Source organism: Natronomonas gomsonensis, from assembly GCF_024300825.1.
Taxonomy (GTDB): Archaea; Halobacteriota; Halobacteria; order Halobacteriales; family Haloarculaceae; genus Natronomonas; species Natronomonas gomsonensis.
This window is the reverse complement of the sequence record NZ_CP101323.1, coordinates 1,463,416-1,477,091: the sequence shown is the minus strand read 5'-3', so window position 1 is coordinate 1,477,091 and position 13,676 is coordinate 1,463,416. Positions and strand designations below refer to the sequence as shown.

General features: G+C 65.0%; 15 protein-coding genes. 9 read left to right on the top strand and 6 right to left on the bottom strand.

Going from position 1 to position 13,676, the window contains the following annotated elements; genetic code table 11:
- Positions 1-97 precede the first annotated feature (97 nt).
- Both NMP98_RS08095 and NMP98_RS08090 read left to right on the top strand, forming a co-directional pair.
- A complete protein-coding gene (locus NMP98_RS08095; RefSeq protein WP_254861007.1) occupies positions 98-703 on the top strand; it encodes a metal-dependent hydrolase in 606 nt (201 codons plus the stop codon).
- A gap of 111 nt (positions 704-814) precedes the next feature.
- Positions 815-1,537: a GNAT family N-acetyltransferase gene (locus NMP98_RS08090; RefSeq protein ID WP_254861006.1), complete on the top strand. Its 723-nt coding sequence runs from the start codon at positions 815-817 to the stop codon at positions 1,535-1,537.
- A gap of 15 nt (positions 1,538-1,552) precedes the next feature.
- On the opposite strand, the gene NMP98_RS08085 is transcribed toward NMP98_RS08090, so the two are convergent.
- A complete protein-coding gene (locus tag NMP98_RS08085) occupies positions 1,553-2,695 on the bottom strand; it encodes an acyl-CoA dehydrogenase family protein (RefSeq protein ID WP_254861005.1) in 1,143 nt (380 codons plus the stop codon).
- 120 nt (positions 2,696-2,815) lie between these two features.
- On the opposite strand from NMP98_RS08085, the gene NMP98_RS08080 reads away from it, so the two are divergent.
- A complete protein-coding gene (locus NMP98_RS08080) occupies positions 2,816-3,628 on the top strand; it encodes an RIO1 family regulatory kinase/ATPase domain-containing protein (RefSeq protein WP_254861004.1) in 813 nt (270 codons plus the stop codon).
- Positions 3,629-3,637: 9 nt separating this feature from the next.
- Here NMP98_RS08080 and NMP98_RS08075 read toward each other — a convergent pair whose 3' ends face one another.
- Positions 3,638-4,072 carry a bis(5'-nucleosyl)-tetraphosphatase gene (locus NMP98_RS08075; RefSeq protein ID WP_156709702.1) on the bottom strand — a complete coding sequence of 145 codons (435 nt, stop codon included), beginning with the start codon at positions 4,070-4,072 and terminating at the stop codon, positions 3,638-3,640.
- A 140-nt stretch (positions 4,073-4,212) separates the two neighbouring features.
- Here NMP98_RS08075 and NMP98_RS08070 point away from each other — a divergent pair, with 140 nt between their 5' ends.
- A complete protein-coding gene (locus NMP98_RS08070; RefSeq protein WP_254861003.1) occupies positions 4,213-4,542 on the top strand; it encodes an uS10/mL48 family ribosomal protein in 330 nt (109 codons plus the stop codon).
- Here the strand turns inward: NMP98_RS08070 and NMP98_RS08065 are convergent.
- Positions 4,539-4,973: an Ig-like domain-containing protein gene (locus NMP98_RS08065; protein WP_254861002.1), complete on the bottom strand. Its 435-nt coding sequence runs from the start codon at positions 4,971-4,973 to the stop codon at positions 4,539-4,541. The two genes, NMP98_RS08070 and NMP98_RS08065, sit on opposite strands and share 4 nt — an antisense overlap.
- A 93-nt stretch (positions 4,974-5,066) precedes the next feature.
- On the opposite strand from NMP98_RS08065, the gene NMP98_RS08060 reads away from it, so the two are divergent.
- A complete protein-coding gene (locus NMP98_RS08060; RefSeq protein WP_254861001.1) occupies positions 5,067-6,341 on the top strand; it encodes an amidohydrolase in 1,275 nt (424 codons plus the stop codon).
- Positions 6,342-6,354: 13 nt separating this feature from the next.
- Here NMP98_RS08060 and NMP98_RS08055 read toward each other — a convergent pair whose 3' ends face one another.
- On the bottom strand, positions 6,355-6,681 hold the full coding sequence (locus NMP98_RS08055) for a transcription factor S (RefSeq protein WP_254861000.1): 327 nt from the start codon (positions 6,679-6,681) through the stop codon (positions 6,355-6,357).
- Positions 6,682-6,821: 140 nt separating this feature from the next.
- Between NMP98_RS08055 and NMP98_RS08050 the strand changes: the two genes are divergently transcribed.
- The gene (locus NMP98_RS08050; RefSeq protein WP_254860999.1) at positions 6,822-8,105 is read left to right on the top strand and encodes an MFS transporter; all 1,284 of its coding nucleotides are present in this window, start codon (positions 6,822-6,824) and stop codon (positions 8,103-8,105) included.
- Between the two features lie 22 nt (positions 8,106-8,127).
- Here NMP98_RS08050 and NMP98_RS08045 read toward each other — a convergent pair whose 3' ends face one another.
- Positions 8,128-9,747, bottom strand: coding sequence for a hydroxymethylglutaryl-CoA reductase (locus NMP98_RS08045; RefSeq protein WP_254860998.1), 1,620 nt, complete (start codon positions 9,745-9,747; stop codon positions 8,128-8,130).
- 234 nt (positions 9,748-9,981) lie between these two features.
- Between NMP98_RS08045 and NMP98_RS08040 the strand changes: the two genes are divergently transcribed.
- Entirely contained in the window at positions 9,982-10,467 is a 486-nt protein-coding gene (locus NMP98_RS08040; RefSeq protein WP_254860997.1) for a DUF5797 family protein, read from the top strand.
- Here NMP98_RS08040 and NMP98_RS08035 read toward each other — a convergent pair.
- Positions 10,464-11,492, bottom strand: coding sequence for a DUF5787 family protein (locus NMP98_RS08035; RefSeq protein ID WP_254860996.1), 1,029 nt, complete (start codon positions 11,490-11,492; stop codon positions 10,464-10,466). The two genes, NMP98_RS08040 and NMP98_RS08035, sit on opposite strands and share 4 nt — an antisense overlap.
- 75 nt (positions 11,493-11,567) lie before the next feature.
- On the opposite strand from NMP98_RS08035, the gene NMP98_RS08030 reads away from it, so the two are divergent.
- Together NMP98_RS08030 and NMP98_RS08025 are read left to right on the top strand one after the other, a co-directional pair.
- The gene (locus NMP98_RS08030; protein ID WP_254860995.1) at positions 11,568-12,044 is read left to right on the top strand and encodes a hypothetical protein; all 477 of its coding nucleotides are present in this window, start codon (positions 11,568-11,570) and stop codon (positions 12,042-12,044) included.
- Positions 12,045-12,080: 36 nt separating this feature from the next.
- Positions 12,081-13,592, top strand: coding sequence for an aldehyde dehydrogenase family protein (locus NMP98_RS08025; RefSeq protein ID WP_254860994.1), 1,512 nt, complete (start codon positions 12,081-12,083; stop codon positions 13,590-13,592).
- Positions 13,593-13,676 lie beyond the last annotated feature (84 nt).

Sequence of the window (13,676 nt, the reverse complement as noted above, 5' to 3'; positions counted from 1 at the left end):
TAGGCTTACGACAATGTCATAGCGTGTCGAGGGGCGAGGGAAACGGTGTCGAGACTCCCGATGTGCTTATACGACCGAACCGTCTTCGTTGAACTGTATGATGCTGCCGACGCACGCGCTCGTCGGGCTTGCGCTCGCGGCGCCGCTTGCGGTGTACGCCCCGGAACTGGCGCCAGCGGCGCTTCTCGGCGGGCTCCTCGGCGGAATATTCCCCGACCTCGATTTGTACTCGGGCCACCGGAAGACGCTGCACTACCCGACGCTGTACCCGGTTGCGGCGCTCCCGGCAGTCCTCGCCGCGTTCGTCTGGACGGGGCCGATTTCGGTCGCCGTCGCCCTGTTCCTCCTAGGTGCCACCCTCCACTGTCGGATGGACGTCTACGGTGGGGGGCTCGAACTTCGGCCGTGGGAAGGCACCTCCGAGCGGGCGGTGTACGACCACACTCGCAAGGAGTGGCTCCCGCCCCGTCGGGCAGTCGCCTACGACGGGTCTCCCGGTGACCTCGCGCTATCGGCCGCCGTCGGCGTGCCGCTTTTCGTCGTCCTTGACGGCGCCTTCGCGTGGGCTGTCGTCGCCGCACTCGCGGTGGCGGCGGCGTACGTCACGCTGCGGCGCCGACTCGCCAACCTCGCGCCGAGGGTGTTCCGGTACGTCCCCGAACCGTTCGCCGCCTACGTGCCCGAGCGCTACGGGACGAACTGACCCCGTTCGGAGTCGTCTTTTCGCCCCGCTGTTCGAACCACCGGTGAACATCCGTGCAACGCCTAGCGGTGGCGTCCGGTTTTATGACACCGCGGGTCGTACCTCACGTGTATGGAGGTACGCGAAGCAACGGCTGACGACGGCCCGACGGTACGGTCTATCGCGCTCCGGTCGATGGAGGCGTCGTACTCGTTGAGTCCGAGCACCATCGAGGGAGCGATTCGACAGTGGTACGGGGTCGACAAATTCGCCGAGAAACTCGACGACGACGAGGTACAGCTCCTCATCGCCGAGGAGGACGGCGAACCGGTGGCGTTCTCCGAGAGCGCCCTCGTCGACGACCGCGGCGACATCCACTGGCTCCACGTCGCCGCGATATACCGCGGACAGGGAATCGGGCATGCCCTCTACGAGGAGACCCGCGAGCGACTCGAATCCGCCGGCGCCGAGACCATCCGCGGACTCGTTCTCGCGGACAACACCGAGGGTAACCGGTTCTGGGAGAAACGCGGACTCACGAAAGTCGGGGAAGGAAGCGTCGAAATCGACGGTACCGCCTTCGTCGAAAACATCTACGTCGACCACGAGGGCTCGGAAATCCAGCCCATCGTCGTCGACGACCGCGAACTGTACGTCGACCGAAGCGACTCCGACCGCGGCTCGAAAGCCGCCTTCTACACCGTCTACTCCGACGAAGACCGGGAGAACAAGTACGGTTACTACTGTGGCTCGTGTGAATCGCTCGTCACGTCGATGGACTCGATGGGGCGACTGGAGTGTGACTCCTGTGGCAACCAGCTAAAACCGACTCGCTGGGACGCCGCCTACATGTAATCGGCCGGCTCGGTGTTACAATCCGAGCTCTCGACCCAACACGAGGTGTTGGATTTCGCTCGTTCCCTCGCCGATTTCCATGAGCTTCGCGTCCCGGTAGAAGCGCTGGGGAGCGAAGTCCGTCGTGTAGCCGTAGCCGCCGTGGACCTGCACGGCGTCTTCGGCGATTTCACGGCAGATTTCGGAGGCGTCGAGTTTCGCGAGCGAGGAGATGCGCGTCACGTCCTCGCCGTTGTCGTACATCGTCGCGGCCTTGTGGGTGAGCAGTCGCGCCCGCTCGATTTTCCGGTCCATCGAGACGACCATGTCGCGGACGGCGTCGAACTTCGAGATGGGACTGCCGAACTGCTCGCGTTCGGTGGCGTACTGCCGGGCGGCTTCGAAGGCGCCGACGCCGAGGCCCGTCGACAGCGCGGCGATGGAGATGCGACCGCCGTCTAAGGTCTTCTTCGTCTGGTTCCACCCCTCGCCCTCCTCGCCGAGCAGGCGCTCTTCGGGAACCCGAACGTCGTCGAGTTGTATTTCACAGGTGGGTGAGGCGTTCAGTCCCATCTTGTCCCACACCGTCGACACCTCGAAGCCGTCGTCGTTTTCGGGGTCGACGATGAACGTCGAGATGCCGTCGTAGCCCGCGCCGGGTTCGGTGACGGCCTTCACGAGGACGCTGTTCGCGACGGTTGCGTTCGTGATGAACTGTTTGGTGCCGTTGATGACGTACTCGTCGCCGTCCTTCTCGGCCATGGTGTCCATATCGGAGGCGTCGCTCCCGGAGGAGGGTTCGGTGAGTGCCCACGACCCCATCCCCTCGCCTTCTGCCAGCGGCCGGGCCCATTTCTCCTTCTGTTCTTCGGTGCCGAACTTGACGATGGGCATCAACCCGAGTGAGGTGTGGGCGACGTACGAGAGGCCGACCGACCCGGAGACGCGGCCGAGTTCCTCGGCGACGACGGCGTACATGAGGTAGTCGCCGCCCGCACCGCCGTACTCCTCGGGGACGGGAACGCCCATCAAATCGAGGTCCGCCAGTTCCTCGAATATCTCCTCGGGGAAGCGGTGTTCGTCCTCGATGTCCTGTGCGATGGGTTCGAGTTCCGCCTCACAGAAGTCCCGGACGACTTCCTGAATCATCCGGTGTTCGTCAGGCAGTGTGAAGTCCATACACACACCTTCGACGGCGCAAAAATAAACGTGCCGCCACGAGCAACCCTCTCACGTCGATGTGGTCGGCACTCTGCAGAGCGAAATCATTTATGACGCTCGCTGCCGTACCGACTGTGAATGGCATTCCGACGACTCCTCAAGGCGACCGTTCCGGACTCGGCGCTGCAAGCGGTCGCCGAGGAGGTGGCGGCCCGCTACGGGGAGTCGTCGGCGGAGTACGAGTCGCTGGAGGCCGACAACTGGCTGTCGGTCCCGCTCGTCGTCAACGAGCAGTGGTTCGTGAAGGTCATCGCCGACCAACACACCCTGCTTCACGGCCTGTTGACGACCGGTCGGAACCTCGGTGCGCTCTCTTCAGGGACCGAGGGGTTCTTCGAGCGTTTCTCGACGCCCTACGAGATGGCCGAACACGAACTGGAGTCGACGAGTCGGATGCACGAACTCGGCATCAACGCACCCGTCCCCATCGAGGCGTTCGAACACGACGGCTTCGGCGTCCTCGTCTTGGAGTATCTCCCCTCGTTTCGGACGCTCGACGAACTGCCACCGGCGGAGGCGGAGTCGTTTACCCCCGAGCTGTTCGAGAACCTCTCGCGGATGCACAAGGCGGGACTCGCCCACGGCGATTTACGCGAGGAGAACGTCCTCGTGGCGCCCGACGACGACGGCGCGGAGGCGCTGTACTTCATCGATGCGACCCGGGTTCGGGAGGAGGCAATCGAGGACGCGACGGCCTACGACCTCGCGTGTGCGTTGGCGTCGCTGGCGCCACATCTCGGGGCGACGGTGGCCGTCGAGGCGGCCAGCGAGTGGTACTCCGACGAGCAACTGCTCGCCGCCCGGGAGTTTCTCGACTTCGTGAAGATGCGGCCCGACCACGACTTCGACGGCGCGCTCGTCAAAGGCGAAATCGAGAAGTTGGCCGCATGAAGGGGCGGGTCACTCCTCGTCGTCTTCGAGCGCCTCGTCGATGAAGTCGTGTGCGTCTTCGAGTATCTCCCGGGGTCCGTCCTGTGTGATGGTGTTGATGGCCTGCTCGTAGTCGCGCCACTGCAGGTCGCGGTGCTCCGAGGACAACTCCGCCGACGCCTCGTAGGACTTGGCGACGAACAGGTGGACTGTCTTGTGGATGGTGTTTCCGTTCGCTTCGAACACGTAGTCGTAATCTTCTCGGAAGCCGTCTAACAGCCGGAAATCCTCGATTCCGGCCTCCTCTTTCACTTCGCGGATGGCGGTCTGCTGGAGTTCTTCCTCGCCCTCGACGCCGCCTTTGGGGAACTCCCAATCGCCGGGCCGGGACTTGAGCAGCAGGTACTCGCGCCGGCCACGCGTATCGCGAAAGAGGATGGCTCCCGCGCTCGTGGCCTCTATCATTACCTCGGGGTAGTCGGTCATTACGTAAAGGAATATCGGAGCCTCGACGGTGCCATGTCCCGGCAGCGCCCGCTGGCCCCACCTCGGGGTACTGCGAACCGATAGATGCGTTTTTGAGTGTCGAGCGTGCAGTAGGCTACATGCCCTTCGTCACTACCCTGACGCTCCAAAGCGGGGACCGAGACGTCCTCGAACGCGTCGCCGGGGACATCAAGGAGCGTGCGGAACGCAAGGGCGTCGAGTTGCGTGGGCCACACGCCGAGTCGCCCGACGACCACTCGGTGCCGCAGTCGAAGCGTCTCGACGCCGACGCCGCGGCCTTCGGTTCGTGGCGGTACACGATTTACACGCGGACGATGGAAATCGTCGGCCACGACGAGTTCGCCCGCAACGCCGCCGGCCAGGAGTTCCCGCCCGGCGTCCACATCGATGTCGACGTCGAGCGCGTTTCCGCACCCGGCTCCCGTTAGGCCAACTCCGTGAACCGAATCGACCGCTGCCGTATCCGAACGTCCAGCGTCGACTGTGCGTCCGGTCGGTACCAGTCGTAGCTGTCGGTCGGTCCATCGTCGGTCGCGATTCGAACGCGCAGCGGCGCGTTCGGGACGGCCCCGGCTTCGAGGCTGAAGGCGCCACCCTCCGCACTGAGCGTCGTCCGTTCGACGACGACCTGTTGGAGTTCACTCGTCGCCGGCGTGTTCGTGGTCTCGGTTCCGTTTTCGCCGTCGCTTGATTCGGGCAGTTCGTAGATGCGAAGCGTCACCCGAAGCTCCATGTCGGACTCGTTGGTGACGAAAAGCGGTGTCGACGTTCGTCGCGACCCGGGGTCGCCACAGCCGGCCAATCCGGCGGTGACGGCGACGCCGACTGCGGTCATCGCCCGCCGACGTGACACGTCCATACCCGATGTAGCCGCCGGGACTCAAAGAGCGTGTCGCGTCCCGTCGGCGACCCAATCGCGGAGGCTTATACTCGCGGGGACTCACGTCCGGGTATGAGCACTGACCGCCGCAGCCGGCTGGTCGCGTTGCGCCGCGAACTCCACCGTCACCCCGAACCCGCATGGAAGGAGTTCTGGACGACGGCCCGCATCGTCGAGGAACTGCGCTCCGTCGGCGTCGACGAACTGCACGTCGGCCGCGACGCCCTCGGCGAGGAACGCCTCTCGGTACCCGACGAGGCGGAACTCGACGAGTGGGTCGACCGCGCCCGCGAGGCCGGCGCTGACCCCGACCTCGTGGAGGCGATGGCCGGCGGCTGGACTGGCTGTGTCGCCGTCATCGAGCAGGGTGAGGGTCCCGTCGTCGGACTGCGCGTCGACATCGACGGCCTGCCGCGTGAGGAGTCGACCGACGACGAACACCACCCCGCACGCGAGGGGTTCCGCTCGGAAACCGGGGCGATGCACGCCTGCGGTCACGACGCCCACGCCACCATCGGCATCGGCGTCATCGAGGCCATCAAGGAAAGCGACTTCTCGGGGACGCTGAAGGTGTTCTTCCAGCCCGCCGAGGAGGTCATCGGCGGCGGCAAGCCGATGTCGGAATCGGGTCATCTCGACGACGTGGCGTACCTCTTTGCCCTCCACGTCGGCCTCGACTTCCCGACCGGCGAGGTCGTCGCCGGCATCGGTGACATCCTCGCAGTCACGCAGTTTTACACGACGTTCACCGGCTATCCGGGCCACGCTGGCGCCCGTCCCGAGGAGGGACGAAACGCCGTGCAGGCGATGGCAACTGCTGTCCAGAACCTCTATGGGATTCCCCGTCACAGCGAGGGTGCCTCGCGGGTCAACGCCGGCCGTGTCGGCGGCGGTACGGCGACGAACATCATTCCCGAGGAGGCGTTCGTTCACGGCGAGGTTCGCGGCGAGACGACCGAAATCCGCGATTTCACCTTCGAACGCGCCGAGAAGGTGTTCGAGGGCGCGGCGACCTCCCACGACTGCGAGGTCGACATCGAAATCGAAGGGGAGGCCCCATCGGCCGAGAGCGACGAGGCGCTCGTCGATGTCGTTCACTCGGTGTCGTCGGCCCACCCCGAGGTGACTCAACCGACTCGTCGTGGCTCTCTCGGCGGCAGCGAGGACGCAACGTTCCTCATGCAGTACGTCCAGGACAACGGCGGACTCGCCACCTACGTCGGCATCGGAACCGACCACCCCGGCGGCCACCACACAGCCACGTTCGACGTAGACGAGGACTCCCTAGAAATCGGCGTCGACGTGCTGAGCGAGGCTATCGAGACCGTCTGCCACGAGCGGCCGTAATCGAAAGTCTGCCTCAGTGGTCGTCTTCGCGCCACTTGTGGTCGCACTCGACGCAGGTGAAAAAGCGGGTCTCGGACTCGTCGGCCGCGCGAATCTGTTTCATCTCGTAGCGAGCACGGTCGTGGCCACATTTCGGGCAGTTGACCTTCGTCGTCGGACCGATTTCGGCATCGTCGACTTCGGACATGTCGACCGGGCCGCTGTCGGTGTCTTGGCCCTCCGTCGTCGTCATGCTCGCTTCGTTTTCGGTGTCGCGGGCCTTCTCGAAGCCACAGGACTGACACACCCACGTGTCGTCCTCGCTGTGCATCATCGAACCGCACTCGTCGCAGAACTCCATATCCGTGTGTGACGGTACGGGCCGTATTTAAGCGGCGGGGTTCAAGCGTCGCCCGCTGATTGGCCGGGTCGCCGTGGGCAAACACCGTCGGCGTTCCGTCTTCGGAAAGGTGATACGACTCCTCCCCGTCGTTTCGGTAGATGTTCGGGACGGACCGTCGAGTCATCGTGCTCGCGTTAGCGCGGATGGCCGACGCCGTTGCCAACTCGTTTCTCATCATCGTCCTGCCGCTGTACATCGCGAGTGGCGAACTCGCTCTGCCGGGGTTCGAGGGCGTCTCGGTGCTCGGGATTCCGGTCACCATCGAGTTGCTCATCGGCGTGGCGCTGTCGCTTTTCGGCTTCCTGAACAGTTTCGCCCAGCCCTTTACCGGGCGACTCTCGGACCGGACCGGCCGCCGGAAAATCTACATCCTCTTCGGGCTGACGGTGCTTGCGGTCACCTCGGTCGCCTACGCCGTCGTCGACAGCTACGAGGCGCTGCTTGTCGTCCGCGCGCTGCAGGGGCTTGGTGGGGCCTTCGTCATCCCGACGACCATCGCCTTGGTCAACGACCTCGCCCGCAGCGACGCCGAACGCGGCGGCAACTTCGGGGTGTTCAACACCTTCCGGCTCATCGGCTTCGGCTTTGGGCCCGTCGTCGCCGGTCTCGTCGTCCAGGGTGGCCCCTACGCACTTCCGGCCGGCGTGACGCTGTCGGGGTTCAACGCCGCCTTCGGCGTCGCCGTCCTCGGCGCGCTGCTCAGTTTCACGCTCGTGACGCTGCTCATCAGCGACCCGCCGAGTACGGAAGCCGACGCCTCCGACGACCTCTCCGTGTCGGTGCTGGGCGAAGACAGACTGTTCGACCCCGTGTTCGTCCTCGGCGTCGGCACGCTGTTCATGGCCATCTCGATTGCGCTGTTCGCGACGTTACAGGAACCGGTCAACGCCCGACTGGGTCAGGGCTCGACGTGGTTCGGAATCCAGTTTTCGGCGGTCGTCGTCGCCAACGTCGTCCTGCAGGTCCCCATCGGTCGCGCCGCCGACAGAATCGGCCGGAAGCCGTTCCTCGTCGGCGGCCTCGTCATCCTCGCGCCGTCGGTACTCGCACAGGGGCTCGTCACCTCGCCGTGGACGATGCTCCTCGCCCGCCTCGCTCACGGGATTTCGGTGGCGATGGTGTTCGCGCCGGCCCTCGCGGTGGCCGGCGACCTCGCCAAGGAGGGGCAATCCGGAACGACGCTGTCGGTGCTGACGATGGCGTTCGGGTTCGGCACCGCAATCGGGCCGCTTGCCTCGGGAGTGTTGTTCGGCTACGGCTTCGTCGTCCCCTTCGTCTTCGGGGCGGCGCTGGCGCTTGCGGCGCTCGTCTTGGTCGCAACACAGGTCGAAGAAACGCTCGAAGGCGCGGTCGTTCCGGATTTCGTCCCCGGCGGCGATTAGCGAGACGGCTACGCCGAGTCGCTCACCGGTTCCGACCGAGTGACTCGTGGCTGGTCACCCAGTCGGAGGCCGAGATGGCGGCACCGAGCGAGATTTCGCCGGCCAGCACGGTTGCGGCGGCGATTTCGGCGAGTTTGTTGACGTTGCCGGGCCCGGAACAGTCGAGGATTTCGAGACACTCCTGTTGGGTCGCCATCCCCGTCCCACCGCCGTAGGTGGCGACGATGAGCGAGGGGATGGTCACCGAGATGTGCAGCGAGTCGTCGTCGAGCAGCGTCGTGTTGAGGATAGCCGCCGAGGATTCGGCGACGTTGGCCTCGTCCTGTCCGGTGGCGATAAACAGCGCGGCCAACCCGTTTGCCGGGTGGGCGCCGTTGGTGTTCGCCCCCGAGAAGAACGAGCCGAGTGTCGCGATTTTGCTGTGGTGGGCGAGGCTGTCCGGTTCGGCGCCGAGGTGGTGGATGCAGGTGTCGCGGTCCAGCGTCACCTCGGCGGTGACGCGCTTGCCGCGGGTCATCATGTCGTTGACCTTCGAGGCCTTCTTGTCAGTCGCGAAGTTCCCTTCGAGATAGAAGTTCTCGACGTAGCCGGGGTACTCCTGCAGCACCCAGTTACACGCCGCGAAGGTGGCTTTCCCGACCATGTTCTGTCCGGCGGCGTCGCCCGTCCGATAGCTGAACCGCAGGTGGGCGAAGTTGTTGGTCATGTAGTCCTCGACTTCGACCAACTCGGCGACGCTGGAGGTTTCCTCGGCTTTCTCCTTGATGGTGTCGTAGTGCTCGAACACCCAATCGCGGAAGTCGCGGGCGTTGCGGGCGTCCTCGAAGACGAACACGGGCGCGCGGTTCATCCGGTCGTCGACGACCGTCGTCTTCGCGCCACCCGAGAGGTTGATGGCCTTCATCCCGCGACTGTAGGAGGCAACGAGCGTCCCCTCGGTGGTCGCCATCGGAATCGGGTACTCGCCGTCGGCGTGCTCGCCGTTGATTTTGACCGGTCCGGCGAGGCCGAGCGGCATCTGGGCGACGCCGATGAAGTTCTCGATGTTGCCCTCGCCGCGGGCGGCGTCGAAGGAGAACTCCGGGACGTGTTCGAGTTCGGTGCCGGTCTTCTCCTCGAGGTACTCGTGGCGTTCGGCGATGGCCTCTTCGCTGTAGTTGTCGTCGTCCGAGCGCGGAATGCCGGGGATGGCGTCCTCCCCGCGGATGGTGTCGCCGATTTCCAGGGTGAGTTCGCCGAACGGTTCGGCGACGAAGTCGACGTGGATGTCGTGGTCGCCGGTCGGAAGGTTCATCTCCTCGACGACGACGGTGACGGTCCGGCCAACCGGGAACTGAATCGGACTCTCCTTGGTGACTTCGTCGAGTCGGAAGGAGTCGCCGTCGGCGGTCTCCAGTCGGACCCGCTCGGGGTCGACCTCGTCGCCGTTGATGACGAGGCGGTTGATGCCAGCGAACTTCGCGTCTTGGAGGCGGTTTTTCACCTCGAACTCGACGCCCCGGTCGGTATCCTTCAAACTCCCGTAGGTGTACAGCCGTTTGAGTATCTTCTCGGGGATGTCGAGGGAGACGAATCCACCCGACCCCACGATGTTGGCGTAGATGCGCTTCAGAATCCCACTGTCTGGCGTTGGTATAACCATTTGCGTGCCTCATGCTCCGAGCATACCGTTAAAAAGATTGTGTGGAAAACATACTATTACCTAAATGAATTAATTCTGATATGGTTGGTGTAACGCTTAATTGGCCGGTATGAGACGGTTTGGAGGCTGTTCTCGTACCGTCCGGTACCGACTCTCGTGATGTTCGGTCGTGTGCCAGACGTGTCCGGGACGACTCCGACCCTTTTTCTAGGAGTAGGCGCCTACCAACTCCACATGACCCTCTCGGAGGAGGCCGAATCCCGGTTGGCGGACATCGTCGCCCTCCAACCGACGAAGAACGGCGAGTTACAACAGCGGTGGGGCATGGACAGCGGCAGCGAGGTTCACCAGTACCTCGAGAACGAACTGAAGGAGTACTACTACCGCGACGAGGACAGCCTCATCCGAGCGACGCCGGAGGCCGCCGCCCTGGTCGGTATGGACGACAGCGAGGAAATCGTCCGCGTCCCCGAACTGCAGGCCCGAATCATCGACGTCCTCGCCGGTCCCGACGAGGACCCCCAAAGCGTCGTCTCCGTCCTCCATGACCTCCGTGATGTCGGCGTGGACAGCGACCCCGACGCCGTCCGCTCCGGACTGCGCAGCCTCAAGGACAAAGGCATCGTCTCGCTGATTCGCAAAACCGTCCCCACGTTCCGGTTGGCCGTCGAGCGCGACGCCATCGAGGTCAAGGTGCTGGAAGACCCCGTCGAGAGCTAACGGCGCCGCCGCCGCTTTTCCGCGAGCAGCCGTGTTATCGCCGCTCCCGGTCCGCCGTCGATGGGCCACTCCTTCGTTCGCCAGACGGGTGGTTCGGGTTCGAACGACCGACAGCGGGCCGAACACTCCGCGGCGGTCTGCTCGCGACCCTTCGCCGCACACCGTGGAAACGGCCCCGTCGGCTCGGCCACCTCGAAGTGCCGACAGTCGGGGCGCATCGTGTCGGCATAGGAGCGCCAGCCGCGCTCGTAGGCCCGTTCGGCGATTTCCAGCCGTTTGCGGCGCTTCCAGTCGGGGTCGGCGTACTCGAAACGCGCCGCTGAAGCGTCGTATTCGTCCCCCTCAGGTCGGTCGAGAATTCGCGTTCCCGGTTCGGACACCGAAAGCGAGCGGGGGTTCCACACCGGTTCGGCACGCCAGCCCTCTGGCCCTTCCGACACCGCGAGGATACCCACCTCGACGGGCATCGCCTCCAGAAGCGCCGGTTCGAACTCCTCGCGGGTCGCCTCCGTCGCCAGCCACACCTCGTCGGCCAGTCCCAGCGCCACGTCGTGTTCGAGTTGTTCGGCCAGCACGCGGGCCGCCGAGGCGTCGAGGTCCGGTTTGTTCTCGATGGCGACGATGCGGTCGACCCATTCGGGATACCGGTAGCGCCGCCGTAACTCGATTCGGTTGCCGTCCTTTCGGGTCTCGACGAACCCGCGGTCGGCCGCCCTGTGGACCGCTTCCCGGACGTAGCGCCAGGGGTAGCCGGGGTCCGGGAGCGCCTCCCGGTAGTACGTCCAGGAGGCGGGAGCGTTTCGGGCGACGTGGAGCAAATCCGAATCCAGTCGGTCCTCACCGAACGGTGCGCGGGCGTCGAGGGTCGCCTCCGTCGTCTCGACGACGACGGTGTCCCAGCGGCGCCGCTTGGTGCCGAGTTGCCGGGCGACGAGCGCGGTGGCGTCCTCGCCTGCGACACCCACGGGTGGCCAGTTCCGTTCGGCCCACGCACACACCCGCAACTCGAAGCCGAACTCCTTCACGCTCGGCGGTGGGAACCGGGGAGATGTAAGCCGTTCGACCGAAAGTATATGCGGTCGACTTCCGAGGCCATCCCTATGTCCCTCCCGCCGAAACAGGCCGTACTCCTCGTCGGTCCGCCGTCGGTGCTCTTCGTGCTCGGGTTCGGAGCGGTGTACGCCCTTCTGCCTCCCACCCGCTTCGAGGAGACGACACAGTCGGAGACGCTCGCGGTTGGCGTCTCGACGGCCGCCCTCGCGACCGTCGGGTTGCTCGGATTCGGTCCCGTCCCCGACCTCTGGATGGCGGTTCCCGCGATGATAATCGCCAGCGCCTTCGGGTATCTGGCGACGGTCGGTGGGCAGGCGGCCACCGTTCTCGGGGGCGCTGTGACGTTGCTCGCGATGGTTGGTTCCCTCGCCACTCGTGTCTGGACGTTCTCCGGCGAATTACTCGGAATCACAATCGTCTGGACCGTGGCTACCGCGTTGTTCGCGGTCCTCGCCTGTGCAGTCGCGTACACCTTCGGCGTTGCAGTCGCACACCGTTCGGGCGCAAGCGATTCCCGAGGCTGACTACCTTTTTCACCACTGCCGTGCAATAATTGCCGCATGGCCGAGTACGAACACTACATCGACGGCGAGTGGGTGAGCGGCGACGGCGACGATTTCGCGAGCGAGAATCCGGCGACTGGCGAGACGCTCGGGACCTTTCCCCGGGGCACCGACTCGGAGGTCGACCGCGCCCTTTCGGCGGCCGACGACGCCTTCGAGGAGTGGCGCTCGCTGTCGTACGTCGACCGCGCGGAGTACCTCTGGGAAATCTACCACGAACTCCGTGACCGCCACGAGGAGTTGGGCGAAATCGTCACAAAGGAGTGCGGCAAGGAAATCTCGGAGGGGAAAGCCGACGTAACCGAGGCTTGGCACATGGTCGAGTGGGCGGCGGGCAACGCACGCCACCCTCACGGCGATGTAGTGCCCTCCGAAATCGCGAGCAAGGACGCCTACATGCGCCGGAAACCCCGCGGCGTCGTGGGTTGTATCACGCCGTGGAACTTCCCCGTCGCCATCCCGTTTTGGCACATGGCCGTCACGCTCGTCGAGGGCAACACGGTCGTCTGGAAACCGGCCGAGCAGACGCCGTGGTGCGGCCAAATCGTCGCGGAGATGTTCGACGACGCCGGAATCCCGGACGGCGTGTTCAACATGGTTCAGGGGTTCGGCGACGCCGGCGCCGCCATCGTCGACGACGAGCGCGTCGACACGGTTCTCTTTACGGGCAGCGCCGAGGTGGGTCACTCCATCGCCGACACCGTGGGCGGGACGCCCGGCAAACTCGCCGCCTGCGAGATGGGCGGCAAAAACGGTATCGTCGTCACTGAGGGGGCCGACCTTGACGTGGCCGTCCATTCGGCGGTGATGTCGAGTTTCAAGACGACGGGCCAGCGCTGTGTGTCGAGTGAGCGACTCATCGTCCACACCGACGTGTACGACGAGTTCAAGGAGCGCTTCGTCGACCTCGCGGAATCGGTCGCCGTCGGCGACCCCCTCGACGAGGGAACCTTCATGGGACCGGTCGTCGACGAGGACCAAGTCGAGAAGTTCGGCCGGTACAACGACCTCGCCCGCGAGGAGGGCGCGAACGTGTTGGTCGACCGCGAGGAACTCGCTGGCGACGAGATACCCGACGGCCACGAGGACGGTCACTGGGTCGGCCCGTTCGTCTACGAAATCGACTACGACCCCGAGTTGCGCTGTCTCAACGAGGAGGTGTTCGGGCCTCACGTCGCGTTGGTCGAGTACGACGGCGGCATCGAACGCGCCGTCGAGATTCACAATGACACGCCGTACGGGTTGGCTGGAGCCATCATCAGCGAGGACTACCGCCAAATCAATTACTACCGCGACCGCGCCGACGTGGGACTCGCCTACGGGAACCTCCCGTGTATCGGCGCGGAGGTGCAGTTGCCGTTCGGCGGCGTGAAGAAGTCCGGCAACGGCTACCCCTCCGCCAGAGAGGTCATCGAGGCAGTCACCGAGCGTACGGCGTGGACACTGAACAACTCCACGGACATCGAGATGGCACAGGGCCTCTCCGCCGACATCAAGACCGAAGAATAACCGTCGCTTTCGGGGTGTAGTTCGTCGAAGACGGAACGAGGGGGGTGGTGGCGCCGGACACCGGGCAAATCCGGCGCAGGTGGG